This is a genomic window from Sphingobacterium sp. R2 (assembly GCF_040760075.1).
In the GTDB taxonomy this organism is placed as follows: domain Bacteria; phylum Bacteroidota; class Bacteroidia; order Sphingobacteriales; family Sphingobacteriaceae; genus Sphingobacterium.
The window spans coordinates 4195582-4221461 of record NZ_CP142884.1 but is presented as its reverse complement, the minus strand read 5'-3'; the positions used below and the strand labels follow the sequence as shown (position 1 = coordinate 4221461).

Here is a 25880-nt window from a genome sequence, read left to right as displayed (position 1 = left end):
AAAACTTACTGCCCCCCAAACTTTCGGTATGATCCCAAACTTTCGGTATGATCCCTATAAAATTCCAGGGCCGCGCAATTTCTAACTGCTTAAATGTAAAAAAGCTTTCTGATATCAGAAAGCTTTTTTTGTCTTTGGCGGAAGAGGCGGGATTCGAACCCGCGGTACCGTTTCCAGTACGACAGTTTAGCAAACTGTTCCTTTCGGCCACTCAGGCACCCTTCCTTGTTTTGACATTGCAAACATAAGGCAATTATTTGATTCTGCAAAGTCTAAATAATAAAAAAAATGCAAAAAAAATGTAACGTTGCAATAAGCGTTTGACAGTCAATTTGTTGTTTGATAATTAAAATTGCATCGTTTTTTTGCTTAAATCGTAATCCACCCGAACATGATAGATACTTTTGAGCATGGCCTTAAAAATAACCGCAGATTCAGTGATATCTTTTAAGGTAATGTTGCTATTGTTGAATTGCCCACCCATCAATTTGTGTTCAATAATCTTATCGACAAGATTATTGATAGACTCTTCGGATGGCTCTTTTAACGCGCGGGACGCAGCTTCGACTGAGTCTGCCATCATGAGCACTGCTGTTTCCTTTGAAAAAGGAATGGGGCCTGGATAGGTAAATAACGACTCGTCAACCAATTTATCCGGATTGTTCTTCACGAAAAGGTTATAAAAATAATCTACACGGGTAGTACCATGATGCGTGCGGATAAAATCAAGGATAACGTCCGGCAATTGATGTTTTTTAGCAATATCAACACCCTTTATGACGTGCGAAATAATAATCTGTGCGCTTTGTTCAGGGGATAGCTCATCGTGAGGATTCTTTTCTGTCTTTTGATTCTCGATGAAAAATTGAGGATTAGTCAGTTTGCCGATATCATGATAGAGTGCTCCAGCACGTACCAATAGTGGATTTCCACCAATTTTATAAATCGCCGCTTCCGCAAGATTAGCCACCTGTAAAGAGTGCTGAAAGGTGCCTGGAGCTTTAAATGAGAGTTCACGCAATAATTTGGAATTACTGTTAGTAAGCTCCATGAGCGTAAGGTCAGATACGATACCAAACAATTTTTCGAAGGCATAAATCATGGGGTAGGCAAGGAGCGTAATCAATACGCTGACGAAGAATGGAAGGAGGTCGGACCAATAGATCGTGTCAATGGAACCATTTCTGGTCACCACCAATCCAATATAGGCAATCCAGTACGTTCCCAGAATGATTGCCGATGAAATAAACAATTGCTCTCTTTTAACCAATGTTTTGATACTATAGATCGCAACTATACCCGCCATAAATTGTAGAAAAACAAACTCAAAGCTATTTGGGACGAATAATCCTGCTAATAAGACCATCAATAGATGGATATTGAGCGCCACACGTGTGTCAAATAATATACGAATGATAATGGGGACAGCACAAAACGGTATATAATAAAGGTTAGGTATTTTGATTTTAATGGCCCAAGATAACACGGCAAGCATACCGATGATGACGATCATGATAATGACGAGCAGTCTGTTATTAAAGTAGATGTCTTTTCGAAACAGAAAAAGAAACACCATCAAAATAGAAAGTGCCAGCGAAATAATCAAAAATTGACCTAAAGTCACATAATTTTGGTTGCCGCTGATCTTGCCTTCATCTTCATATACCTTACGTAGTGATTCAAGCTTTTGGTAGGTTTCATTGGAAATTATTTTATCTTTTTCGGCTATGAGTTCCCCTTTTTGGACAACGCCACGCGTAGCTGATATGTTGGCAATTGCGTTTTGTTCCAAGGTCTCTGTCTGCTGATCATTATAAATGTAGTTAATGGTAATATAGTTTTTTAGTGTTTCCGACAGCCAGCTCTTCTGCTTTATTTTGGTCAGTTTGGGCATAATGTCGTCCATATAACTGTAAGAGCTTTCGATCGTATAGCAGTCGGCCGTATTTTTTTGGCTGGCAACTTTGTCTTGAATGAGCGTAAAATTATAATGCTTAGAGGCTGGGGATTTGTCGTTGCTACGGTTTTGAAATCTATTGTTCAAGGATAGGATACCTTTGCTATACAGATGATTTAGGATGGCGTTACCGGCATTTCTATAATCCGCTATATTTTCATGTGTAGTATCTAATTTGCTGCTCTGCCACTTTTCCGCCAGATCGGTGTTGAATTGATCAATTTGCTCTTTACTGGTGGTTGTATTGGCATTGTAGATAGGCTGAATGGTATTTAAGATGCTTTTCTTGTCCGCATTCAATTCTTCTTGCGTTTTTAATATGGCAAAATTGTAAGGCGATATTAGATTTTCGTGGTTCCATACTTTACCTTTTTGAAATTCATAGCGGAAACGGGGTTGTTTGGGAAGAAATATACAGATCAAAAAGATGGTAATAAGTATTAATCCAATTTTGCGGACAAGGTTTTCCGTTGTATTTAATTCTCTTCTGTATTTTATTTTTAGTCTTCCCACTGCGAGCTTTATTTTATATTCTGTAAATATACAAATGTAGTTATAATTTATTTTCTGCCACTTCTGCCAATTTTCCTTTATGGGCATTAAATAGGCTAAAGGCTGTGATGAACAAAAAATACTTGTTATCTTTGCAGAAAAAATACAACATGTCAACAAAATCACATCTCATTGCACCATCCGTCCTTGCTGCAGACTTTGCTAAATTATACGATGATATCATCATGGTAAACAACAGCGACGCAGATTGGTTTCACATTGATATTATGGACGGTGTTTTCGTTCCGAATATCTCTTTTGGATTTCCAGTTATGCAGGCTATTGCAAAACATGCGACTAAACCTTTGGATGTACATTTGATGATTGTTGATCCAGATCGTTATTTGCAAGTGTGTAAAGATTCAGGCGCAGCAGTCATTACTGTGCATTACGAGGCCTGTACGCATCTGCATCGTACGCTGTCTGCTATTAAAGAGTTGGGTTGTAAAGCCGGGGTTGCATTGAACCCACACACGCCGGTGGCTCTTTTGAAAGATGTGCTCGCGGATTTAGACTTGGTTTGCATCATGTCAGTCAATCCGGGATTTGGTGGTCAAAAATTCATTAAAAATACCTATGCCAAAGTGCAGGAGTTACGTGCGATGGCTGCGGGTGTGAACGATGGCCTGTTGATTGAAATTGACGGGGGAGTGACGACTGCAAATGCAGCGCAGCTATTGAAAGCAGGGGCAGATGTGCTGGTGGCCGGATCGTTTGTCTTTAATGCCACAGATCCTCTGGAAACGGTCAAGACATTGAAGGACATCGATATACATGTAGAAACGATATAAATAGAATAGGTGGTTTAGTCATATAGATCACCTATTTTTTTTAAACATCAGGCAGTAAAAATAGCGAATTGGAAAAAACGGGCATGATTGCAAAAGGCTGTTTAGAACAATTCCAAATTGCTTTAAATAGATGGAACGCATGCGTTTAAAGCTGTATTTTCACTATTTTTGTATTTAGTCACAGGAGTTGATTTACGACAAATAAGTTAACTTCAAACATGAAGTGGAAGGGCTAAATTGTGATTTGATCTGGAAACCGATCGATGGCTTATTAGCTTAATTATATTACAGTCAAGGTGGTTTAGCAAGACATTGTGTCTTTTTGGCTACCCTTAAAATAGAAAGATAGATATCTATGAGTATTTACAACGATTACGTACAAGAGGTTGTAGAACGAGAAGGCCAGGGGTTACATCCTAAGCCAATTGATGGAGCAGAATTACTAAGTGAAGTAATTGCTCAGATTAAGGATTTAAACAACGATAATAGAGCAGATTCTTTACGATTGTTTATTTATAATACACTGCCGGGTACAACTCCTGCAGCTGGCGTTAAAGCGCAATTTTTGAAGGAAATTATTTTAGGTGAATCTATTGTTGCTGAAATCACACCTGACTTTGCTTTTGAGTTATTGTCCCACATGAAGGGTGGACCTTCTATTGCAGTTTTATTAGATTTAGCTTTGGGTGATGATGTCATGATTGCTAAACAAGCTGCCGAAGTGCTTAAAACACAAGTTTTCTTATATGATGCTGATACAGCACGTTTGAAAGATGCTTATCAGCAAGGTAACGAAGTAGCTAAGGATATTTTGGAAAGCTATGCAAAAGCGGAGTTTTTTACGAAGCTACCAGAGGTGCAGGAAGAAATTGAAGTGGTTACTTTTATTGCGGGTGAGGGCGATATCTCGACAGATTTATTATCCCCGGGAAATCAAGCGCACTCACGTTCGGATCGTGAATTACATGGTAAATGTATGATCACACCTGAAGCGCAACAGCACATTCGTGAATTGCAGGCGCAACATCCAGGTAAAAGTGTCATGTTGATTGCTGAGAAAGGAACGATGGGTGTAGGCTCCTCTCGTATGTCGGGAGTAAATAATGTGGCACTTTGGACAGGTAAACAAGCAAGTCCTTATGTTCCTTTTGTGAATATTGCGCCGATTGTCGGTGGTACGAATGGTATTTCGCCAATTTTCTTGACAACGGTAGATGTGACTGGTGGTATTGGTATCGACTTGAAAAACTGGGTGAAGAAAGTGGATGAGCAGGGGAATGTTGTTCGTAACGAAAAAGACGAGCCCATTCTTGAAGAAGCTTACTCTGTTGCGACGGGAACTGTTTTAACTATTAATACAAAGACGAAGAAATTATATCATGGCGAGCGTGAGCTGATCGATATTTCGAAAGCTTTGACTCCCCAGAAAATGGAATTTATTAAAGCCGGCGGCTCTTATGCGATTGTTTTTGGTAAAAAGATACAAACATTTGCTGCAGAAACACTGGGCATTCAAGCGCCTGCGGTATTTGCTCCTTCAAAAGAGATTACTATTGAAGGGCAAGGCTTGACAGCAGTGGAGAAAATCTTCAACAAAAATGCGGTCGGTGTTACGCCTGGTAAGGTCTTACATGCGGGTTCTGATGTTCGCGTTAAAGTAAACATTGTTGGTTCTCAAGATACTACTGGTTTGATGACAGCACAGGAGTTGGAGGCTATGGCTGCAACAGTCATTTCGCCGACAGTGGATGGTGCTTATCAGTCGGGTTGTCATACCGCATCTGTATGGGATAAAAAAGCGCAAGCAAATATTCCCAAATTGATGAAATTTATGAATGACTTTGGATTAATTACTGCGCGTGACCCACAAGGCGTGTATCATTCCATGACTGATGTTATTCATAAAGTTTTAAACGATATCACTATCGACGAATGGGCCATCATTATTGGAGGGGACTCCCATACGCGGATGTCCAAAGGTGTCGCTTTTGGCGCTGACTCGGGCACCGTTGCATTAGCGTTGGCTACTGGAGAGGCTTCAATGCCAATTCCTGAGTCGGTAAAAGTTACCTTTAAAGGGAGTATGAAAGAGCATATGGATTTCCGTGATGTAGTTCACGCTACCCAAGCGCAGATGCTGCAGCAATTTGCTGGAGAGAACGTGTTCCAAGGTAGGATTATAGAGGTTCACATTGGTACGCTTTTGGCTGATCAGGCGTTTACCTTTACTGACTGGACAGCAGAAATGAAAGCGAAAGCTTCCATTTGTATTTCTCAAGATGACACGTTAATCGAATCTTTGGAGATCGCGAAAAAGCGTATTCAAATCATGATCGATAAAGGTATGGAAAACAAAAATAATGTTTTGCATGGCTTGATCGAAAAGGCAAATAAACGCATCGAGGAAATCAAAACAGGGGTTAAACCTGCATTAGCCCCGGATACGAATGCGAAATACTATGCTGAGGTGGTGATTGATTTGGATATCATTGAAGAGCCAATGATTGCTGACCCGGATGTAAATAATGCGGATGTTTCTAAACGCTATACACACGATACGATCCGCGATCTTTCTTACTACGGCGGAAGCAAAAAGGTAGACTTGGGTTTCGTAGGTTCATGTATGGTACACAAAGACGATTTGAAGATCGTTTCTAAAATGTTGAAGAACATTGAAAAACAAAAAGGCGCAGTTACTTTTGAGGCTCCTTTGGTAGTCGCAGCCCCAACGTATAATATTATTGATGAGTTGAAAGCAGAGGGCGATTGGGAATTCTTGCAAAAATACTCGGGATTTGAATTTAGCGATGCATTACCTAAAAGTACTGCACGTACAGAATATGAGAATATTATGTATTTAGAGCGCCCAGGTTGTAACCTCTGTATGGGTAACCAGGAAAAAGCGGCAAAAGGAGATACGGTCATGGCGACTTCAACACGTTTATTTCAAGGTCGTGTCGTAGAGGACAGAGACGGTAAGAAAGGAGAGTCTTTGTTGGCATCGACTCCTGTAGTTGTGTTATCAGCAATCTTGGGTCGTATTCCGAACATTGACGAATATAAAGCTGCTGTCGAAGGTATTAACTTGACAAAGTTTGCACCTATTCCAACAAAGTAGTAATAATTAGTGTTTAGTAACTTAATTAAACAAATAAATTAGAGAGATATGGCTTTTGATATTGATATGATTAAAAAGGTCTATAGCCGTTATGACGAGCGCATTGCTGCTGCTCGTCAGGTGGTTAATAAACCTTTGACTTTATCTGAGAAAATATTGTATGCACACCTTTGGGATGGCAATGCTACTGAGGATTATACGCGTGGCGTTTCATACGTCGACTTCGCACCAGACCGTGTGGCTATGCAGGACGCTACTGCTCAGATGGCATTATTGCAATTTATGCAAGCTGGACGTCCAAAAGTTGCAGTTCCTTCTACCGTTCACTGTGATCACTTGATTCAGGCGAAAGAAGGAGCAGACAAAGATTTAGCGCGAGCTAAAAACGAAAGCTCTGAAGTATTTAACTTTTTGAGTTCTGTGTCCAATAAGTATGGTATCGGTTTCTGGAAACCTGGCGCTGGTATTATTCACCAAGTCGTTTTGGAGAACTATGCGTTTCCAGGCGGAATGATGATCGGTACAGACTCACATACGGTAAATGCCGGTGGATTGGGTATGGTTGCTATTGGTGTTGGCGGGGCTGATGCCTGTGATGTAATGGCTGGATTACCTTGGGAGCTGAAATTCCCGAAATTAATCGGTGTTAAATTGACTGGTAAGTTAAGCGGATGGGCTGCCGCGAAAGACGTTATCCTTAAAGTTGCTGGTATCTTGACCGTCAAAGGGGGAACTGGAGCGATTGTGGAATATTTTGGCGAGGGAGCAGAGTCGCTATCTTGTACAGGTAAGGGAACCATTTGTAACATGGGCGCTGAAATTGGCGCGACAACGTCGACTTTTGGTTATGATGAATCCATGGAGCGCTATCTACGTGCTACAGGACGTGCTGAAGTCGCCGACGCGGCAAATGCGATTAAACAACATTTGACTGCGGACGCGGAAGTTTATGCTAACCCAGAACAGTATTTTGATCAGCTTATTGAGATTAATCTATCCGAATTAGAACCATCTCTTAATGGTCCTTTTACACCGGACTTGTATACGCCAGTGTCTCGGATGCGCGAAGAGGCTGAAAGAAATGGCTGGCCTTTAAAAGTTGAATGGGGATTGATCGGTTCATGTACAAACTCGTCCTATGAAGATTTGTCACGTGCTGCCTCTATAGCAAAACAAGCGGTGGATAAAGGTTTAATTACTAAAGCTGAATTTGGTATAAATCCGGGGTCAGAGCAAGTTCGTTTTACAGCTGATCGTGATGGTTTGCTGAAAACATTTGAAGACCTTAATGCAACGATATTTACGAATGCCTGTGGTCCATGTATTGGTATGTGGGATCGTGTAGGCGCTGATAAACAAGAGAAAAATACCATCGTTCATTCATTCAATCGTAACTTTGCGAAACGTGCAGATGGTAATCCGAACACCTATGCATTTGTGGCTTCTCCGGAATTGGTGGCGGCAATTGCGATTTCTGGTGATCTGGGCTTCAATCCAGTTACTGATACGTTGACGAATAGTAAAGGTGAGCAAGTAAAATTGGATCCACCGGTAGGGGACGAATTACCTACTAAAGGATTTGCGGTAGATGATCCGGGTTACCAAGCACCCGCTGTTGACGGTAGTTCCGTCGTCGTTGATGTGGCGCCTACCTCTGACCGTCTTCAATTGTTGCAGCCTTTCGCAGCTTGGGAAGGTACTGATTTGAAGGGTTTGAAATTATTGATCAAAGCAAAAGGTAAATGTACGACAGACCATATTTCAATGGCTGGCCCTTGGTTGAAATACCGTGGTCATTTGGATAACATCTCCAATAACATGTTGATCGGTGCGGTGAACTTCTTCAATGAGAAAACAGATAACGTTAAAAATCAATTGACAGGCGAGTATGGCCCTGTGCCAGCAACACAACGTGACTATAAAGCACAGGGTATTGGTTCAATTGTCGTTGGTGACGAAAACTATGGAGAAGGTTCATCCCGTGAGCATGCTGCAATGGAGCCTCGTCATTTGGGTGTTCGCGCAGTATTGGTGAAGTCTTTCGCCCGTATTCACGAGACAAATCTGAAAAAGCAAGGAATGTTGGGATTGACTTTTGCAAATAAGGATGATTACGATAAAATTCAGGAGAACGATACGATCGATATTATCGGTTTAACTGAATTTGCTCCAGGTAAGCCCTTAACGCTGGTATTGCACCACGATGATGGAACACAAGAGCAGATCTTGGCAAATCATACGTACAATGCGCAACAGATTGAGTGGTTTAAAGCTGGTGGTGCCTTAAATATAATTCGCAAAAATCAAGCACAATAGTATTGATGAGCATACAAAAAAAGCCGCTTTCGTATAAAGCGGCTTTTTTATTTTGTTTTGGGATGACATTTCTGTGATCTTCGTCATATTTTACTAATTCTCATTGAATTTATTTGCTTATAAAATAGAATGCCGGTACTTTTGCGCAACGTTTTTAGCACTGATATGAGAAAAATATTTTTAACAATTGGAGCGCTTGCCTTGAGTGCTTCTGCTTTATTTGCACAAGAAAACCCCGAAATAGGAAAGAGTATTTTCAAACCAAAAAATTTGAGAACCGAAAGTAATAAAGGAAAATTCTTTTTCTTTTGGGGGTATAACTTCTCTTCCTATGCAAAATCCGATATTCATTTTACAGGTCCAAATTATGATTTTATTCTTCACGATGTAAAAGCTGCTGATCGTCCAACTAAATTTGGTTCGACTTATTTTGATCCGAGTCGGTTGACTATCCCACAATTCAACCTTCATTTTGGTTATTATATCAAAGATAATTATTCCATTTCATTGGGCTGGGATCACATGAAATATGTCGTTGATATACCCCAGCAGGTAAAAATTTCAGGTTTTATTGGTGAAGAAATTTCTAATCCAGGTATCCCGACCGGAAACCGTGCCGGTCAATATAATGGTGAATTGATTACAGTGGATTCCGCGATGCTAACATTTGAGCACACCGACGGTTATAATTTTGCTTCGGTAGGCTTGGAGCGTTATGATGATATCATCAATAATCGAAAGGGCCAACAGGTGCTGACCATGGAATCTGGTGTAGATGTAGGTTTACTAATTCCGCGTTCGGAAGTTCATCTTTTTGGTGAGGGAGCAAACCACTTCTGGAACATTGCTGGTTATGGCGCTTCGGCGAAAGTTGGGCTGCACTACCGTTTTTACAAAGGGCTGTACCTGCAAGGAAATTTTAAAACTGGATGGACTGATCTGACCAACATTCGTACAACTGGAAGGAGAGGGGTGGACAAGGCGTCGCAACAGATCTGGTTTTTTGAAAACTATTGGGCTTTGGGCTTTAGGTTTTAAATCATAAAAGATAATAAACTATATAGGATAACAAACAGGCTACTTTAACGTAGCCTGTTTGTTCATTTGCGTTTTTATTATTTTCAAGATACACCTTAAATTTCATCCAACTTAAAGATCTCTTTTACCCGTATGCCTTTCTCGGTACGTTGTAGTGTGCAGCATTCGTGAACTGAATCGTGTTCAAAAAACAGGATGTAGTCGTTGTCTACTATTTCGTTCCAGTAGCTGTGACGTTCTTCCATAGTAACTAAAGGACGTACATCATATCCCATCACGTAGGGAATTGGTATATGGCCTACCGAAGGGAGCAAATCAGCCATATACAGTATCGTCTTTCCTTTGTATTGAACCTGTGGTAACATCATGGATTCTGTGTGGCCATTTGCATAGCGCATGCTGATATCGCTTCCGAATGGATTTTGTACATCTTCAACAAACTTTAATTGTCCGCTCTCTTGTATCGGAAGAATATTTTCTTTTAGAAAAGAAGCCTTCTCCCGGGCGTTGGGGTTAGTTGCCCAAGACCAATGGTCTGCATTACTCCAAAAATGAGCGTTTTCAAAGGCCGGAACAAGTTGATCACCTTCTCGCGCTATGGCACCACCACAATGATCGAAATGTAGGTGGGTTAGAATAACATCGGTGATGTCATTTCGGTGAAATCCAATATTTTTTAATGATCTGTCTAATGTTGCATCACCATGAAGATAATAATAGCTAAAGAATTTTTCATTTTGCTTGTCTCCAAGGCCCGTGTCCACCAACATTAATCGATTGCTATCCTCAATGAGCAGCAGACGATTTCCCCAGGTACACATATTGTTGGAATCTGCCGGGTTTGTCTTGTTCCAGATGCTTTTAGGGACCACACCAAACATAGCCCCACCATCGAGTTTAAAGAATCCCGTTTCTATAGCATATAATTTCATCTTGTTATTTTGTATTTACTTTTTGAACAGTACGTATTACCATTGTTTGCCGTTTTGAGTAATCAAGGATCCTTTGAGCTAGAATTTTAACGCCTATTAATATTTGTAAAGGATGGGACAATTTACGAAAAATATATTATATTATTTAATGGCCATAACTTGAGTTGCTAAAAAAAGTTGCTAAAAAATGCAATTCTTTTTACCTTCGTAAGCTACTGATAGTTAGCGTTTTGTTTTTGTGTTTTTTGTACAATAAGCTTGATTTTTAGATAATTATGTTTTGTTTTTAGCGAAAATTGCTTTTAAATTTGAGCACATTTTAAAACAAACAAAAAATATGAAAAAGGGTAACATTGGAAACGCGCCTGATTTGAAATATTTGAAAATTGATAGCACGAAGAGTGTATTTTATCAATTACCCGTTTCTGAATTGGTTAAACATGCTTTGGTAAATCAAGAGGGAAGGCTTTCTGATACAGGAGCGCTTGCCGCTGATACGGGAAAATTTACGGGGAGGTCCCCCAAGGACCGCTTCCTGGTGGAGGACTCTTTAACTAAAGACAACGTATGGTGGGGGGAAATCAATCAACGGATGTCTCCAGATCATTTTGAGGCGCTATTTTCGCTGGTAGCCTCGCACCTGGCTGAGCGAAATATATACATCAGAGATTGCGCTTCGGGTGCTGATCCGATTTATCAAATTGGGATCCGTGTTGTTACAGAGACAGCTTATCAAAGTATATTTGCCAACAACTTGTTCTTACGTCAGGAGCCTAATCCAGAAGTTCGGCCACCTTGGTCTATCTTAGCTGCTCCGACCTTGTTGATTAAAGAACCACATGCATATGGTATCCTTAACGAAAATTTTGTTGCAATTGATTTTACGAAGAAAATTGTATTGATTGCTGGAACAGGTTATACGGGGGAAATTAAAAAGAGCATTTTTTCCATCTTAAATTTTATTTTACCATTCGAGCATAACGTCCTTTCTATGCACTGTTCTGCTAATACTTCCGACGATGGAGATACTGCATTGTTTTTTGGGCTTTCGGGTACTGGAAAGACGACATTGTCTGCTGATAAAAACAGGCGGTTAATTGGAGACGATGAGCATGGGTGGAGTGAACGGGGAGTTTTCAATTTTGAAGGTGGTTGTTATGCCAAATGTGTTGGTCTAACAGCCGATAAAGAACCGGAGATCTATCATGCCATTCGTTTTGGTTCGCTGTTGGAAAACGTGATTTTGGATGATCAGGATAAACCTGATTACAATGACATCAGTAAAACCGAGAATACGCGCGTGTCTTATCCAATTGACTTCATGGAAAATGCTGAAATAAGCGGTATAGGCAATGAGCCGGCTCATATTTTTTTCTTGACAGCGGATGCTTTTGGTGTACTTCCGCCAATTTCATTGTTGTCTACCGACCAGGCTGTCTATCATTTTGTAAGTGGCTATACTGCTAAGGTTGCGGGTACAGAGGTGGGGGTGAAGGAACCTATGGCCGCATTTTCAACTTGCTTTGGACAGGCATTTTTACCGCTGCATCCCGGGAAATATGCGGCGTTGCTTCGCTCAAAACTAGAACAGAATCGTAATATTAAAGTCTGGTTAGTGAATACGGGCTGGATTGCAGGTCCTTACGGAATAGGACGACGGATTAAACTTGCCTATACCAGAGCGTTAATCCGAGCCGCAATGGATGGTTCATTATTAGAATCTCAATTTAATAGACACGATATCTTTGGGTTAGATTATCCGACCAGTTGCGGAGCGTATGTTCCCGAACAAATCATGGATGCCCGGGGCTTATGGAATAACGATGAGGCCTATGATATGCAGGCAAAACGCTTGGCGAAACTATTCATAGCAAACTTTGAAAAATTTAATAACCAAATGCCAGCGAGCGTTCTCGAGGCAGGCCCTAAAATTGAGCCCACTGTCTTCGTTTAATTCATTTTGCATTCGTACAACAGAAAGAGTAAACATGGGCTCTCTCTTTTTGTTGTACGAATCTTTTTGTGGGGCTGAAAATCTTTAATCGTGTTTTTTAACGAAGGAATCTACTTGCTCCTGCTCGCTTCCGACAAGGGCATTAATGATAAGCTTGAAAGCTGCCAATCGTGCTTTTTTCTTATTGTCTTTAACAATTTCAAACCAGGGTGATTTTTTTGATCCTGTTTTCTTAAAGAGGTTTTCAATATAATTTGTGTAAATATCCCATTTTTCCTGTGCCTGTTGGTCAAGCGTTCCTATTTTCCATCGCTTGAGTATATCTTCCTGACGCTCTTTTAATCTTTCGGCCTGTTCTTCTCTGCTGATGCTCAGAAATAACTTGATGACAATGATACCGTCGTCAATTAATTGTTTTTCAAATTCTGGAACCTGACTCATAAATAATTCATGTTGTTCTTTGCTGCAGAATCCAAATACGGGTTCCACTACTGCACGGTTATACCAGCTTCTATCGAAGATGACAATTTCTCCGGCATTAGGAAGCTGCTTGATATAGCGTTGAAAATACCACTGTCCAGATTCTTCATCGGTTGGTTTCGGTAAAGCGACAATACGGACCTTTTTAGGATTTAAATATTGGGCTACGCGACCTATTGTGCCGCCTTTGCCAGCGGCGTCCCTACCTTCAAAAATAATGAGCACCCGCTTCCCTTTTTCAATAATTTCGTATTGGAGCTTCAACAACTTGACCTGTAGTTCATAAAGCTCTTTTTCATAATCGTAAACATCGTTGAACTTTTTTATTTCAAGAATGCCCTGTTGCTCCAAGTAATTTAAAACATCTTTGTTTTCGTGGATCTTTTGAAGTTCATTTAAATCGTATTCTGCCATAAAATATTTATTTAAGCGATCGTTTTTATTAAAGTTACTTATTGAATTGTTAAAAAATGTCAAATTTCAAATAAAACTTATGTTTCTAATACTAATATCTAGGCAGATTACGTTTCTTAATCAGAACACCAAATGGATGTTCACTTAGATTAGACTTTTCATAAATTTAGGTTAATAATTGGTTAGGTTAGCTCGGAGTTCCCCACTTCGAGCTTTATTGTATTCTAGCCATTAGGCGGATTATTGGAGACGTAGTGCTTACGCTATGTTGTGAATGCTCTAACTGTTAAAAAATGTTAAACGGATGTGGTGGACATAATGATTAGAGAAAAGTAGCGTTTTTACTACAAATACTTTTCATAAATAGGTTAATATATGGCTAACGAAAGCTCAGAGTTCCCCGCTCTGGGCTTTCTATTTTAATCTATAACTTATCAATCGCCGCAAGATAAGATTGTTGAATATATCGAGGTATTGCATTATGCTTCTTTCAAATAGATGAGGGATGGTACTGGAGTTGAAGATTGATTAAAAAAAGAATAGCCAAGATTTATAGTCTCGGCTATTCTTTTTGGCTATTGTTTTGCGTTGTCAGGCCACTTCACGTAGATCCACAGCCACTACGCGCGATACACCTTGTTCTACCATGGTGACCCCATAAATGATATCTGTGCTTGCGATTGTTTTCTTATTGTGCGAGACCACTATAAATTGGGAATTTTTAGAAAAATCCCGTATAATATTGTTGAATTTATCAATGTTGGTATCATCCAAAGGTGCATCCACCTCATCGAATATACAAAATGGCGCTGGCTTAGAAAGATATAGTGAGAACAGTAAGGCTGTTGAAGTCAATGTTTTCTCCCCACCCGATAGCTGATTTATAGACAATGGTCTTTTCCCTTTTGGTCTAGCGATAATATCGATGTCTGAATCCAAAGGATTGTTTGGGTCTGTCAAGATCAGATCACAGCTATCTTCTTCGTTAAATAACGAACGGAATACTTTGACAAAGTTATTTCTTACTGCGTCGAATGTAAACATGAACTGCACTTTAGCGGTGTCGTCAATTTCCTTGATCGTCGCCATCAAAGAGCCTTTTGCTTCGATCAAATCTGCTTTTTCTTTATTGATGAAATCATAACGTTCGTTCATCTCATCGAAAGCCTCTTTGGCCATCAGGTTGATGGTACCGAATTCGTCTAGCTGCTTCTTGAGTTTACTGCATTTGGCCGCCAGTGTAGCTTGGTCTTCTGTAAGCTGAGGAATATCTTCTCGATCGATTAAGTCTTTAAGTTCAATGTTAAATTCGACGGAAAGGCGTTCTTTTAACGCATTCAGGTCAATTTGAAGGCTTGTTTTTTTATCTTTAATTTCGGAAACAAGGAAATCGCTTTGTTCTTTTGAACGGCGTAATTGCGTTAACGAATCTTCCAGGTTATTAATTTTTTCCTTATCGGCATAATAGCTGTCTTCCAATTCTTTCAGTCCATCCTCTAAGGCAATCTTCTGCTCGTACATCGCGATAAGATCTTGATCTTCATCGTCTTCAAAAGGAATGGTGGTACGTAATGCTTCTTGCACTTCAACCAGTTCTGCACTATTCTTTTCGATACGGATCTCGTGATCGTCTTTTTGTGTTTCTCTAAATTCCAAATCTTTGGCGATATTCGAAACTTTGTTTAGCTGTTGGTGATAAGCAATATTCTCTTGATTATATCTGGTCGATTCTTCGTTGAGTATTTCAGAGATTTCATGAAATTGGTCTTGCAGTAGCGCTAACTCGATAACGCTCTGTTCCTTTTCTAGCCGTAACTCTTGGATTTGGGGCTCAGCAATTTTTAAATTCGACTCGATAGCAGTAACTTTCTCTTCAATATCTCTTTTGCGTGTTTGGGAGTTGTTGATGAACGTTTGATATTGCTCTTGCTTTGTTTTTACAGTAATCAATTCATTATTAAGCCGATTGAACTGAAAGCGCAACTCATTGATCAGCTCTTTTTGAGAATTGCCTCGTAAGGTTTCTAGACGAGCTGTTTCGGCCGTTATCTTATTTTCAAGTTTTCCAATTTCTTGGTTGATTGTCTTGATCTCTTGGGATAATACTTCTAGGTTTTTAGCTCTACCAATACGTTTACCTTCAAACAGTCCTACAGATCCCCCTGACATACCCAAATGATGTTTTGCATAACGTCCGTTTTTTTGCAAAATTACCTGTCCTGATTCGGGAAGTTTCTCATCCAGATCTTTTTCATGCTCCTTTTTAAGGATGAAAACCTGCTGGAGTAGTAAGGTGCACAAAGACTTGTATTTTTCGTCTACGGTAATCACATCCAAGGCCGACATTAAATTATTATTCGGTACAGGAGGTGGGGTAGGAGTTGTCGTTATTGCATCTAAAACAAAGAAATTTGCGCGTCCTTTTGCGGCGTCGCTTAGTAGCTGAATGGCTTGAACAGCATCCTGTTGTGTATCGACAACATAATGGTTCATAATAGGTTCAAGGTAATTCTCGATAGCGACTCGGTAATCTTCCTGACAAAACAATACATCTGAAAGCAGCGGTGGTTGTTTTTTCCAGCCTGCATTTTTCTTCAAAAAGCGGATGGATTCTGGAAAACCTTCCAAATTGTCAACCAGAGATTTTGTCAGATTATATTCGTTTTGCTTGGCATCTACCAGACGAAGATCTTTGGCAAGTTGGGCTTTGAACTCTTCTAAGTTTGCTTGACATTGACTAATTTGCTCTTGGAGCTCTTCTTCCAGTTGATTTGCCGAATCGTACTGTAATTGCTGTGCTTCTACACGACCTTCCAGTTCTACGACAGCGGAATTGAACTGTTGTAATTCTTTTTCTTTCGCTTCGGTATCTTCACTATTGCGAATTAGTTCTTGTAAAAGAGCCTCTTTCTGTATCGTAAATACGGCAAGATCTTTTTCCAATTTATAAATCTTTGCTTGTAAATCGGCGTTACTTTTATTAAAAATATCAAGCTTTCCTTTTGCAGATTGTTGCTGTCCTCTCAGTTCTTCAACTTCTAATTTATTCGACTCCAGGTTGCTTTTTAATCCGTCCAGTTTATTTTGTTCGTCAAATAACTCTTCGTTTAATCGCTTAATGGTATAAACGACGTGATTAAGTTGTTGTTTGTCGCTGTTTATATCAATGCTTAGACGATTTTCTTTATCTTGGAGATTTTTAACCTTTTCGTTTTTGATCTTTTTTTCAGATTCGTAACCACGAATCTTATTTATGAATTCCTGTGTAGTTTTCTGCTGTACAGATAGATTTTTTTCCTGCTCTAAGTTTGTTTGACGGAGTGATTGAAGGTCATTTTCCGCATGCAGGATATTCTGTTGTACATTTTGTGCATCTTTCTGGACGTTGGATTCTTGTGTCTGAAGCCGTTCTAGTTCTGTCGAGAAATCTGCGATTTTATAATAGGCCAGATCAATACTGCTCTGTCGGTATTCTGATTTGAGTAAGGTGTATTTCTCTGCTTTTTTAGCTTGATTTTCTAACGACTTGAGGTTCTTTGTAATCTCAAAAAGTAGGTCGTCGACACGACTAAGATCGGCTTCTGTATCTCTTAATTTCGCTAGGGTCTGTTTTTTACGTACTTTATATTTTGAAATTCCGGATGCTTCTTCAAATAGGTTTCGTCGAGAGTTATCCTTATTATTGATGATCTCATCAATCATTTTCAATTCAATAATGGAATAGCTATCGGCGCCGACACCAGTATCCAAAAACAAATCAGTAATATCTTTTAAACGACATTTCACATCATTCAACCGATATTCGCTATCGCCGTTTCGGAATAATTTTCGGGTGACAGTAACTGTGGAGAATTCAGTTGGTAGAATATTATTGTTATTATTGAAGGTCAGCGATACTTCTGCAAGATTTGCGGGCTTTCTATTTTTTGTCCCGTTGAAAATAATATTTTCCATTTTATCTGAGCGCAGCATTTTCGTACTTTGCTCTCCGAGTACCCAGCGTATTGCATCGACCACGTTTGATTTCCCACAGCCATTGGGGCCAACAATCGCTGTGACACCGTCATTGAAGTTGATCGTGATTTTATCTCCGAAACTCTTAAATCCTTTAATTTCTAGTTTGGTTAACTGCATTTATACCAAATTTGTTTGTCGTTATAAGCTTGCGAAAATAGTAAAATTAAACAAGATTTTTTTCTTTCTTTATTCACATTTTGCTGTTTCAGGATCACATGAAGGGCCTTCTTCACCTCTCTGTTGCAGCGGAGCAGATTGGCTTGCTAAGCATTCCTTTATGGTATTATGAAAAACTTCCATGGGCTGTGCTCCGGGGATAGCATATTTGCGGTCGAATACAAAGAAGGGAACTCCCCGCAGGCCAAGGTTAACGCCTTCTTGGATATCTTGCGCAACATCGTAAGCAAAATCGTCTGATTCGAGCAAGTTTTTAATGGCATGAGCAGGAAGTTCGTATTGAGTCGCAATATGCGTAAGAATCTGGTTGTCGTTAATATTTCGGCCGTCTGTGAAATGCGCTTTAAACAACGCTTTCTTAATTGGTGTACCTTTTTGGTAGCCTTGGGCAAAATGGATCAGGCGATGCGCTTTTCGTGTATTTACGACAACTGCTTTGTCAAAATTCAGGGCAATTCCCAGCTCCCTTCCCTGTGCGCTGAGTTGTGATGTCATTGCAACCACATCATCCATGCTCATTCCTTTCGTTTGTACGAGATAGTCATAAGTGGGTATTGCTGGTGCATCTTCGGGATAGTCGGGGTTAAGCTGATAAGATTTCCAGATAATTTCAGCCGCTGGCTTATTTGCGGATTCCTGAAGTGCCATTTCGAGCTTTGTCAGACCAATATAACAAAATGGACAAATGATGTCCGACCAAATTTCTATTTTCATATTTCTTTTTTTACTGCGTATATTGTAATCAAAAATACATATAATCACGATGATAATTTGTTTAAATTGTTTTTGGAATGTCAACAGATTATTATTTAATGTTTATCGATGTTGGAGCAATCTTTTTTGAATCGTAAAGTTACACTCGTCCTGGGCGGCGGTGGTGCAAGAGGACTGGTACATATTGGCATTATCAGACGGTTGGAAGAGTTGGGTTTTGAAATAAATGAGGTCGTAGGGTGTTCTATAGGTGCACTCGTTGGCGGGATTTATGCGCAGGGAAAGATGGATCTTTTAGAAGATTGGATGCTTCGCTTAACCAAGAAGTCGGTCTTTAACATGATGGATTTTAGCTGGAGAGGATTGGGGATGATGAAAGGGGTAAAGGTGTTTAACGCATTAAAGTCCGTCATCCCTGATGGTAATATAGAGACATTTCCAATTTTGTTCAAAGCTGTGGCTACGGATCTCAATTACGAAAAGGAAGTTGTACTGGATTTTGGGAGCATGTATGATGCTATTCGGGCTTCTATTGCCATTCCGGCAGTGTTTACGGCGGTGGAGGAAAATAAGCATGTGTATGTTGACGGTGGTGTTCTAAATCCATTACCCATCAATCATGTGACGAGGAAGGAAAACTTGATCATTGCGGTTAACCTTGAGTCGAAACCAGACAAACAATATTCTGCCATCAAAAAGCTCGATCCAAAGACGTCGAATTCATTGGATATTCTGCAGGCGTCTTACTATGTGATGCGCAGGAAAATGAGTCAGATGATAGTCGACTTATATCGCCCGGACGTAGTTGTTGATATACCTTATAATATCTGTAATCTATGGGATTATCATCGGACTGAATTTTTGGTTCAAAAAGGAAAGGATTATATAGAGCAGGCACTAAAAGAAACAACGTCCGGATCTAATGAATTTTGATCCGGACGTTGCTTCTCTGTGAAAATCATCGAGCGCTCAATTTTCGTATTATTTTTTATGAGGATTCGATGTGTTTATTAAAACAAATTGGGATAATCGCTGATGATGCCATCCACTTTCATCGTTTTTAATTGCTCTATTTCTTCTTTGGTATTGACCGTCCACGGAATTACTTTAATGCCAGCCTTATGACATTGCTTAACATAATCGTTTGTCACGATTGTATACTGTGGACTTATACTATAGGGTACAAAACCGAGTTCAGCAATTGTTTGTTGGACATCTTTACGTTCGTTTCCATTTATGAGGTAGGACACCCTGATCTGAGGGTAAGCCTTGTGTAGGTATTTAATTGCCCTGCTGTCAAATGACTGAATGATAGTCCTTGCTGCGATTTTCTTGTCGGTGATAACCTGAATGATAAGGTCGACAAACTCTTCTACGCGAGGATGCAATATGCCGTCTTGACCGTCTTTACTTTTAACCTCAATGTTGTAGAACATCGGAGTGTTTCTTTTGTGTTGAGCATATGCTTCCGTACTATCAATAAGATCCGACAGTTTTGCGATACGTGTAACTTGTTTTTTCTGCTGCGGAAAGGCTTTATAAAATTTAGAACCAATATCATATTTAACCAAATCACGGTAAAGCATGTTATAAACCTTTAAAGATTTATCCTTTTCTGAAATTTCAGCACCATTGGGTTTCAATACAAATTGGGGATTAAGATAATCATCATGAAAAACGATCACTTTGCGATCTTTGGTGATATGGCAATCCATTTCTAACGTGGTCACTTTGTCAATGTTTATTGCATTTTTCATTGCAGCGATAGACTCTTCAGGATAGAGTCCTCGGCCCCCACGATGGGCTTCCAAACTTAGTTTCGGGAAATTGTCTGAATTTGCTTTTACAGATTCTTTCCTGGCTGAACAAGATAAAAATGGTAATAATGTGCCCAAAATGGCAAATTTGAGAAAACTACTTTTCATTGTCGATCATATTTAAAAAAATAGGGAAGGTTATTGTATTGCCCTTTCGAAGACGCAAATATACGGATATATCTTATTTTTTGAGTCTTTTGCTTTCAGTGGGATTTGTCGATTATGGCTAAGAAATCTATTTTTTTTGTCTTTTTTGCAACAAATTATTGCCATTCCTTTTAGAATTGCCTTTATTTGCACAAATCTCAAATTAGATGGCGAAAAATTTATTGATAGTTGAGTCTCCAGCGAAAGCGAAAACGATAGAGGGATATTTAGGAAAGGATTTTTTGGTTAAGTCGAGTTATGGACATATTCGCGACTTGGTGAAAACCGATGATGCGATTAATACCGAAAATAATTTCGAACAAAAGTATGAAGTTCCGTCCGATAAAAAGGCTGTTGTCAGCGAACTGAAGAAATTGGCTAAAGCTGCTGAAACCGTTTGGCTAGCGTCCGATGAGGACCGCGAAGGAGAAGCGATTTCATGGCATTTATTTGAGACGTTAGGATTGAAAGATGAGAGCACGAAAAGGATCGTTTTTCATGAAATTACGAAGCCAGCTATTCTGAAAGCTATTGACAATCCGCGTAAAATAGACTATAACCTTGTTAACGCTCAGCAGGCTCGACGCGTACTGGATCGGTTGGTTGGTTTTGAGTTATCACCGGTCCTTTGGAAGAAAGTTAAACCTTCATTGTCTGCAGGACGAGTTCAATCTGTTGCCGTCCGTTTGATCGTAGATCGTGAACGTGAGATCAATAAATTTGAGCCCGAGGCTGCCTTTAAGATTGTAGCGTTCTTTCATACTGGAAAAGTTAAAGATAGTTTCAAAGCTGAGCTTCCACAGCGTTTTGCTACGGAAGCGGAGGCTACCAAATTTTTGGAAGATTGTAAATCCGCCCTGTTTTCTGTTAAAAATTTAGAAACAAAACCTGCCAAACGTTCGCCGTCGGCTCCGTTTACAACGTCAACTTTACAACAGGAAGCCAGTAGAAAACTTGGGTTTTCTGTGGCGCGTACGATGCAGGTCGCTCAGAGGCTATATGAATCGGGGCGAATTACCTATATGCGTACCGATTCTGTTAATTTAAGCGATACGGCAATTGAAGCGGCTGAAAAGGAAATTAAATCTGCTTATGGCGACCAATATCATAAGGTCAGAAAATATAAAACAAAGACATCAGGTGCACAGGAGGCGCACGAAGCTATCCGCCCGACCTATTTTTCTGAGCATACCATCGATGGGGATGCTTCTGAAAAGCGGTTGTACGAACTTATTTGGAAAAGAGCGATTGCATCACAAATGAGTGAGGCTGAGTTTGAACGTACGTTGGCAAAGATTGCCATATCGACACGTTCAGAAGACTTAAGTGCTTCAGGGGAGGTGATGAAGTTTGATGGATTTTTAAAAGTTTATATGGAATCTTTGGATGACGATCAGGAAAATACAGTGGATGAAGATAGTGATAATGCTATCCTTCCACCGTTAGCTACTGGTCAACCATTGACTTTGAAAAGTATGTCGGCAACGGAGCGGTTTACACGGCCTCCTGCACGATATACAGAAGCGGCTTTGGTGAAAAAATTAGAGGAATTAGGAATTGGTCGTCCTTCAACCTACGCACCTACGATTTCCACAATTCAAAATCGGGGTTATGTTGTAAAAGAAGAGCGCGAGGGTAAGTCTCGTGATTACCGTGTATTGACGTTGAAGGATGCTGAATTAACGGCAGTCACAAAAACCGAGATTACGGGTGCTGAGAAAGGAAAAATGTTCCCAACGGATATCGGTGTTGTGGTGAATGATTTTTTGGTTGAACATTTTAATGGTATTGTAGATTTTCACTTTACCGCAAATGTGGAAAAGGAGTTTGATGATATTGCGCATGGTTTGACGGAATGGACAAAAATGTTGCATGATTTCTATGGACCCTTTCATTCTGAGGTAGAGGATACTTTAGAAAATGCTGATCGTGCGAATAACGAGCGAGAGCTTGGCATCGATCCGGTTTCGGGAAAACCCGTTTCAGTTCGCATCGGTAAGTTTGGCCCATTGGTACAGATTGGTTCTCCGGATGACGAGGAGAAGCCCCGCTTTGCTTCTTTACGTAAAGGGCAGATGATCGAAACCATTACTTTCGAGGACGCCATGGAGCTCTTTAAATTGCCTAAAAAAGTCGGTTTATTTGAAGAGAAGGAAATGACGGTTGCGGTGGGTCGATTTGGACCTTATATCCGCCACAATTCGGCATTTTATTCTATACCGAAAGGATTGGATCCTTTGGACGTTACTGAGGAAGAGGCAATACAGATCATTAAAGACAAGCGTCAAAAAGATATCGAAAAAGTCATTCGCGTATTTGATGAAAATGAGGAAGCTCAAATTGAACAGGGCCGATGGGGACCATTCATTCGATTTGGTAAGCAAAACCTGAAAATCCCTAAAGGGACTGAGATTGACAAAATAACGTATGCTGATGTGTTGAAATGGGCTGAGGCTGATGCACCAAAAGGTAAAACCGTTAAAGCAAAAGCAACAGAAAAGAAAAGCGTAGCTAAAAAGGCTCCGGCTAAGAAGGCTCCAGCTAAGAAAACTACAAAGTCTAAATAAGGATGAAAGCAAATTTGCCTGAAAATATTGTCAAAGACATTATGATCGCCGTCGTTCTGGAAGGCGAGACCGTAGAGACAAAAAACTGGACAGTTTATGTCATTAATGATAAGAACATAGCGATTCAGAATGTATTGATCAGCTCAAAAGGCTATGGCGAAAAGGATGGACGTCAGGTTACTACCACTACTTTACGTCATTTTATAGGAAATATAGCCGCTAAATCTTTCGATCGTGTGGAAGCAATAGATGAACAGGTTTTCGGTCTGACAAACGAATATTGGGTGAGTTTCTACATTGACAACATCATTTACGATAAGAAATACATTTTCTTGCCTGAAAGCATAGTAGATGGCAACCTAACGAAAGTTCCTTTGGTGAATAAGCCAGGTGTAATTATAGGAGGAAACGATTAATGAGCGGGCGTCACAATTTCATTATTGCAATAGACGGATTTTCATCGTGTGGTAAAAGCACATTAGCCAAATCTTTAGCGAAAAAACTGAAATTTGCATTTATTGACAGCGGTGCAATGTATAGAGCCGTTACGCTCTATTTTATCCGTCATAACATTGACCTGGATGATCAAGAGACTATTGAAAGTGCGCTGAAAGATATTCATATTGACTTTATACCCAATGCAGTAAAAACGGAAATTCATTTAAATGAAGAGGATATCTCTGAAGAGATTCGTCAGATGTATATTTCGGATAAAGTGAGCGATGTGAGCGCAATTAAAGCCGTTCGCGTAGCCATGGTTGCGCAACAGCAAAAGCTGGGAAGCAGAAGGAACATTATTATGGATGGCCGGGATATAGGGACCACCGTTTTTCCCGATGCTGATCTCAAAATATTTATGACTGCTGATCCTAAAGTTCGGGCGGCGAGGCGTTACCTTGAATTAACTGAAAAAGGGGAAGATGTAACATTAGAAGAAGTCGTTGAAAATTTAGCGACACGTGACCGCATCGACAGTACACGCGCTGAAAGTCCATTACGCCAAGCAGATGATGCAATTGTATTGGACAATTCCAATTTAACGCCTGAACAGCAATTGCAATTTGTTGAAGAAGAATATTTGAAAGCGAGAGCCGCAAAAACTCAAGCATAAATACAAATAAGCGGGGGAGATTGATCAATCTCCCCCGCTTATTTTCTTATCAATGTTTTGAGGTTAACTATTTCACACTATTAATTTGTTGTTGTTCTAATAACTTACCCACATTATTTTTTTCTCCAAATTCCTCTGTTTGTTCTTGAAATGATTCCAGAAGAGCTTTGATAGCATCCGAATTATCTGCTGTACGTTGATAGATATCGGGAATTGTCTTTTCAATATTCTTGTCGCCCAGTTCGATGTTATCAACTTCGATTTTGCCTATTTTTTCTAAAACAGCTTGTTGACTATTCCGGACATCTTCTAACTCTCTTGCTATTTTTTCCATCAATTGGAATTTCTTCAATTTATCCATATGCAATATCTTTTAGTTACTATGATAAGAACAAGGTGCTTTAAAAATTTGTTTTATTTTTTTTAAAAAAGGATACCGAGCATTGTTTAAAGTAATGGATATATGGTTAAAGAGAAAGGCGAACCATAACTGGTCCGCCTTTCCTAACTGCTTCAATTCCTTATGAATTTGTTCGTCCTGGATAAACTTCAAGTGCTTTTTCCAAACAAATTAGGGCATTATTAAGATCACCTTGATTCAGTACGTAGGCGAGTCTCACTTCATTTATACCAGCTCCCGCTGTGCTGTAGAAACCCGTAGCCGGAGCCATCATGACTGTTTCATTGTTATACGAAAATTCTTCCAGCATCCATTGGCAAAATCTGTCTGCATGGTCAATTGGTAGTTTGGCGACGACGTAAAATGCTCCTCCAGGATTAGGGCAATAGACCCCTTCAATGGCATTAAGTCCTTTCACGAGGGTATCTCTGCGCGCTGTATATTCCTTCGACACCGCTTCAAAATAGCTGTCGGGTGTATCGACAGCTGCTTCGCCTGCAATCTGTCCTTCCAAAGAAGGGCTTAAGCGAGCTTGAGCAAATTTAAGTGCGGTTTGGTATAATTCTTTATTTTTTGTGATGATACATCCAATGCGGGCACCGCATGCAGAGTAACGTTTTGATACCGTATCGAAGATAACAACATTGTTTTCGAGCCCTTCTAAATGCATTGGAGAAATAAACTCTCTACCGTCATAGCAGAATTCGCGATAAGCTTCATCCGAGAATAGGTAAAGGTCATATTTTAAGCAAAGCTCGCGTAAAGCCTCTAATTCTGCTCTCGAATAAAGATAACCCGTCGGGTTATTGGGGTTGCAGATACAGATCGCTTTGGTTTTGGGCGTAATTACTTTTTCAAACTCAGCGATAGAAGGGAGGGCAAATCCGTTTTCAATGTATGACATGATGGGTTTAATCACTACATCTGAGGAGCAGGCAAAACCGTTATAATTTGCGTAGAATGGTTCTGGAATAATAATTTCTTCGCCTTCATTCAAGCAGGCCTGCATTGCAATTGTAATGGCTTCCGAACCACCGTTTGTTACTAATATATCTGTAGGCTCGATATTATAATTTAGTTTATTATAATATTCAGCTAATTTGTTCCGATAGGAAGCAGTACCTTCAGATGGCGTATAGGCCCAAACTTTGAACTCTATATTTTTCAAAGCATTGAGCATAACTTCAGGCGTCTGGATATCAGGCTGTCCGATATTAAGGTGGTATATCTTCTTACCTTCTTTTTTTGCTTGATCAGCATACGGCGTCAGTTTTCTGATTGGTGACGCAGGCATATTAAGCCCTTTTTCTGATAGTACTGGCATTATAGTTTTTTTAAAATTAGTCGTGCAAATTTAACCAAAATAAAACAAAAAAAG

General features: G+C 39.8%; 17 protein-coding genes and 1 tRNA gene. 9 read left to right on the top strand and 9 right to left on the bottom strand.

Annotated elements, in window-relative coordinates; genetic code table 11:
* Positions 1 to 135: 135 nt before the first annotated feature.
* Both VXM68_RS17570 and VXM68_RS17565 read right to left on the bottom strand, forming a co-directional pair.
* A tRNA-Ser gene (locus tag VXM68_RS17570) sits at positions 136 to 225 on the bottom strand.
* A gap of 121 nt (positions 226 to 346) precedes the next feature.
* Positions 347 to 2470: an HDIG domain-containing metalloprotein gene (locus VXM68_RS17565; RefSeq protein ID WP_293957727.1), complete on the bottom strand. Its 2124-nt coding sequence runs from the start codon at positions 2468 to 2470 to the stop codon at positions 347 to 349.
* 149 nt (positions 2471 to 2619) lie between these two features.
* On the opposite strand from VXM68_RS17565, the gene rpe reads away from it, so the two are divergent.
* From rpe to VXM68_RS17545, 4 genes are all read left to right on the top strand, one after another.
* A complete protein-coding gene (rpe, locus tag VXM68_RS17560) occupies positions 2620 to 3300 on the top strand; it encodes a ribulose-phosphate 3-epimerase (protein ID WP_294184856.1) in 681 nt (226 codons plus the stop codon).
* 355 nt (positions 3301 to 3655) lie between these two features.
* Positions 3656 to 6418: a bifunctional aconitate hydratase 2/2-methylisocitrate dehydratase gene (locus VXM68_RS17555; protein ID WP_312363354.1), complete on the top strand. Its 2763-nt coding sequence runs from the start codon at positions 3656 to 3658 to the stop codon at positions 6416 to 6418.
* 48 nt (positions 6419 to 6466) lie between these two features.
* The gene (locus tag VXM68_RS17550; RefSeq protein ID WP_312329723.1) at positions 6467 to 8734 is read left to right on the top strand and encodes an aconitate hydratase; all 2268 of its coding nucleotides are present in this window, start codon (positions 6467 to 6469) and stop codon (positions 8732 to 8734) included.
* Between the two features lie 165 nt (positions 8735 to 8899).
* Positions 8900 to 9772, top strand: coding sequence for a hypothetical protein (locus VXM68_RS17545; RefSeq protein ID WP_312363356.1), 873 nt, complete (start codon positions 8900 to 8902; stop codon positions 9770 to 9772).
* A gap of 95 nt (positions 9773 to 9867) precedes the next feature.
* Here VXM68_RS17545 and VXM68_RS17540 read toward each other — a convergent pair whose 3' ends face one another.
* On the bottom strand, positions 9868 to 10704 hold the full coding sequence (locus VXM68_RS17540; protein ID WP_293957722.1) for an MBL fold metallo-hydrolase: 837 nt from the start codon (positions 10702 to 10704) through the stop codon (positions 9868 to 9870).
* Positions 10705 to 11041: 337 nt separating this feature from the next.
* Between VXM68_RS17540 and pckA the strand changes: the two genes are divergently transcribed.
* The gene (pckA, locus tag VXM68_RS17535; RefSeq protein ID WP_367209526.1) at positions 11042 to 12658 is read left to right on the top strand and encodes a phosphoenolpyruvate carboxykinase (ATP); all 1617 of its coding nucleotides are present in this window, start codon (positions 11042 to 11044) and stop codon (positions 12656 to 12658) included.
* A gap of 84 nt (positions 12659 to 12742) precedes the next feature.
* Here the strand turns inward: pckA and ppk2 are convergent, their stop codons facing one another.
* The 3 genes from ppk2 to VXM68_RS17520 form a co-directional block, all read right to left on the bottom strand.
* Complete coding sequence (gene ppk2 / locus VXM68_RS17530) at positions 12743 to 13552, bottom strand: polyphosphate kinase 2 (protein ID WP_367209525.1); 810 nt, start codon at positions 13550 to 13552, stop codon at positions 12743 to 12745.
* 591 nt (positions 13553 to 14143) lie between these two features.
* Entirely contained in the window at positions 14144 to 17686 is a 3543-nt protein-coding gene (smc, locus tag VXM68_RS17525; RefSeq protein WP_367209524.1) for a chromosome segregation protein SMC, read from the bottom strand.
* A gap of 69 nt (positions 17687 to 17755) precedes the next feature.
* Positions 17756 to 18460: a DsbA family oxidoreductase gene (locus VXM68_RS17520; protein ID WP_367209523.1), complete on the bottom strand. Its 705-nt coding sequence runs from the start codon at positions 18458 to 18460 to the stop codon at positions 17756 to 17758.
* A 108-nt stretch (positions 18461 to 18568) separates the two neighbouring features.
* Here VXM68_RS17520 and VXM68_RS17515 point away from each other — a divergent pair, with 108 nt between their 5' ends.
* The gene (locus tag VXM68_RS17515; protein ID WP_293957717.1) at positions 18569 to 19393 is read left to right on the top strand and encodes a patatin-like phospholipase family protein; all 825 of its coding nucleotides are present in this window, start codon (positions 18569 to 18571) and stop codon (positions 19391 to 19393) included.
* 77 nt (positions 19394 to 19470) lie between these two features.
* Here the strand turns inward: VXM68_RS17515 and VXM68_RS17510 are convergent, their stop codons facing one another.
* Positions 19471 to 20385, bottom strand: a complete 915-nt coding sequence (locus tag VXM68_RS17510; protein WP_294184863.1) for a glycerophosphodiester phosphodiesterase family protein — start codon at positions 20383 to 20385, stop codon at positions 19471 to 19473.
* A 206-nt stretch (positions 20386 to 20591) separates the two neighbouring features.
* On the opposite strand from VXM68_RS17510, the gene topA reads away from it, so the two are divergent.
* Genes topA through cmk form a run of 3 tightly spaced genes read left to right on the top strand, consistent with a single transcriptional unit; the run spans position 20592 to position 24102 of the window.
* Entirely contained in the window at positions 20592 to 22991 is a 2400-nt protein-coding gene (topA, locus tag VXM68_RS17505; RefSeq protein ID WP_367209522.1) for a type I DNA topoisomerase, read from the top strand.
* Between the two features lie 2 nt (positions 22992 to 22993).
* Complete coding sequence (locus VXM68_RS17500) at positions 22994 to 23407, top strand: hypothetical protein (RefSeq protein ID WP_367209521.1); 414 nt, start codon at positions 22994 to 22996, stop codon at positions 23405 to 23407.
* Positions 23407 to 24102, top strand: coding sequence for a (d)CMP kinase (cmk, locus tag VXM68_RS17495; protein ID WP_293957711.1), 696 nt, complete (start codon positions 23407 to 23409; stop codon positions 24100 to 24102). The genes VXM68_RS17500 and cmk overlap by 1 nt, the downstream gene beginning before the upstream one ends.
* A 67-nt stretch (positions 24103 to 24169) precedes the next feature.
* Here cmk and VXM68_RS17490 read toward each other — a convergent pair whose 3' ends face one another.
* Both VXM68_RS17490 and VXM68_RS17485 read right to left on the bottom strand, forming a co-directional pair.
* Positions 24170 to 24463, bottom strand: coding sequence for a hypothetical protein (locus tag VXM68_RS17490; protein WP_293957710.1), 294 nt, complete (start codon positions 24461 to 24463; stop codon positions 24170 to 24172).
* A 160-nt stretch (positions 24464 to 24623) separates the two neighbouring features.
* Positions 24624 to 25826 carry a pyridoxal phosphate-dependent aminotransferase gene (locus VXM68_RS17485; protein ID WP_367209520.1) on the bottom strand — a complete coding sequence of 401 codons (1203 nt, stop codon included), beginning with the start codon at positions 25824 to 25826 and terminating at the stop codon, positions 24624 to 24626.
* Positions 25827 to 25880 lie beyond the last annotated feature (54 nt).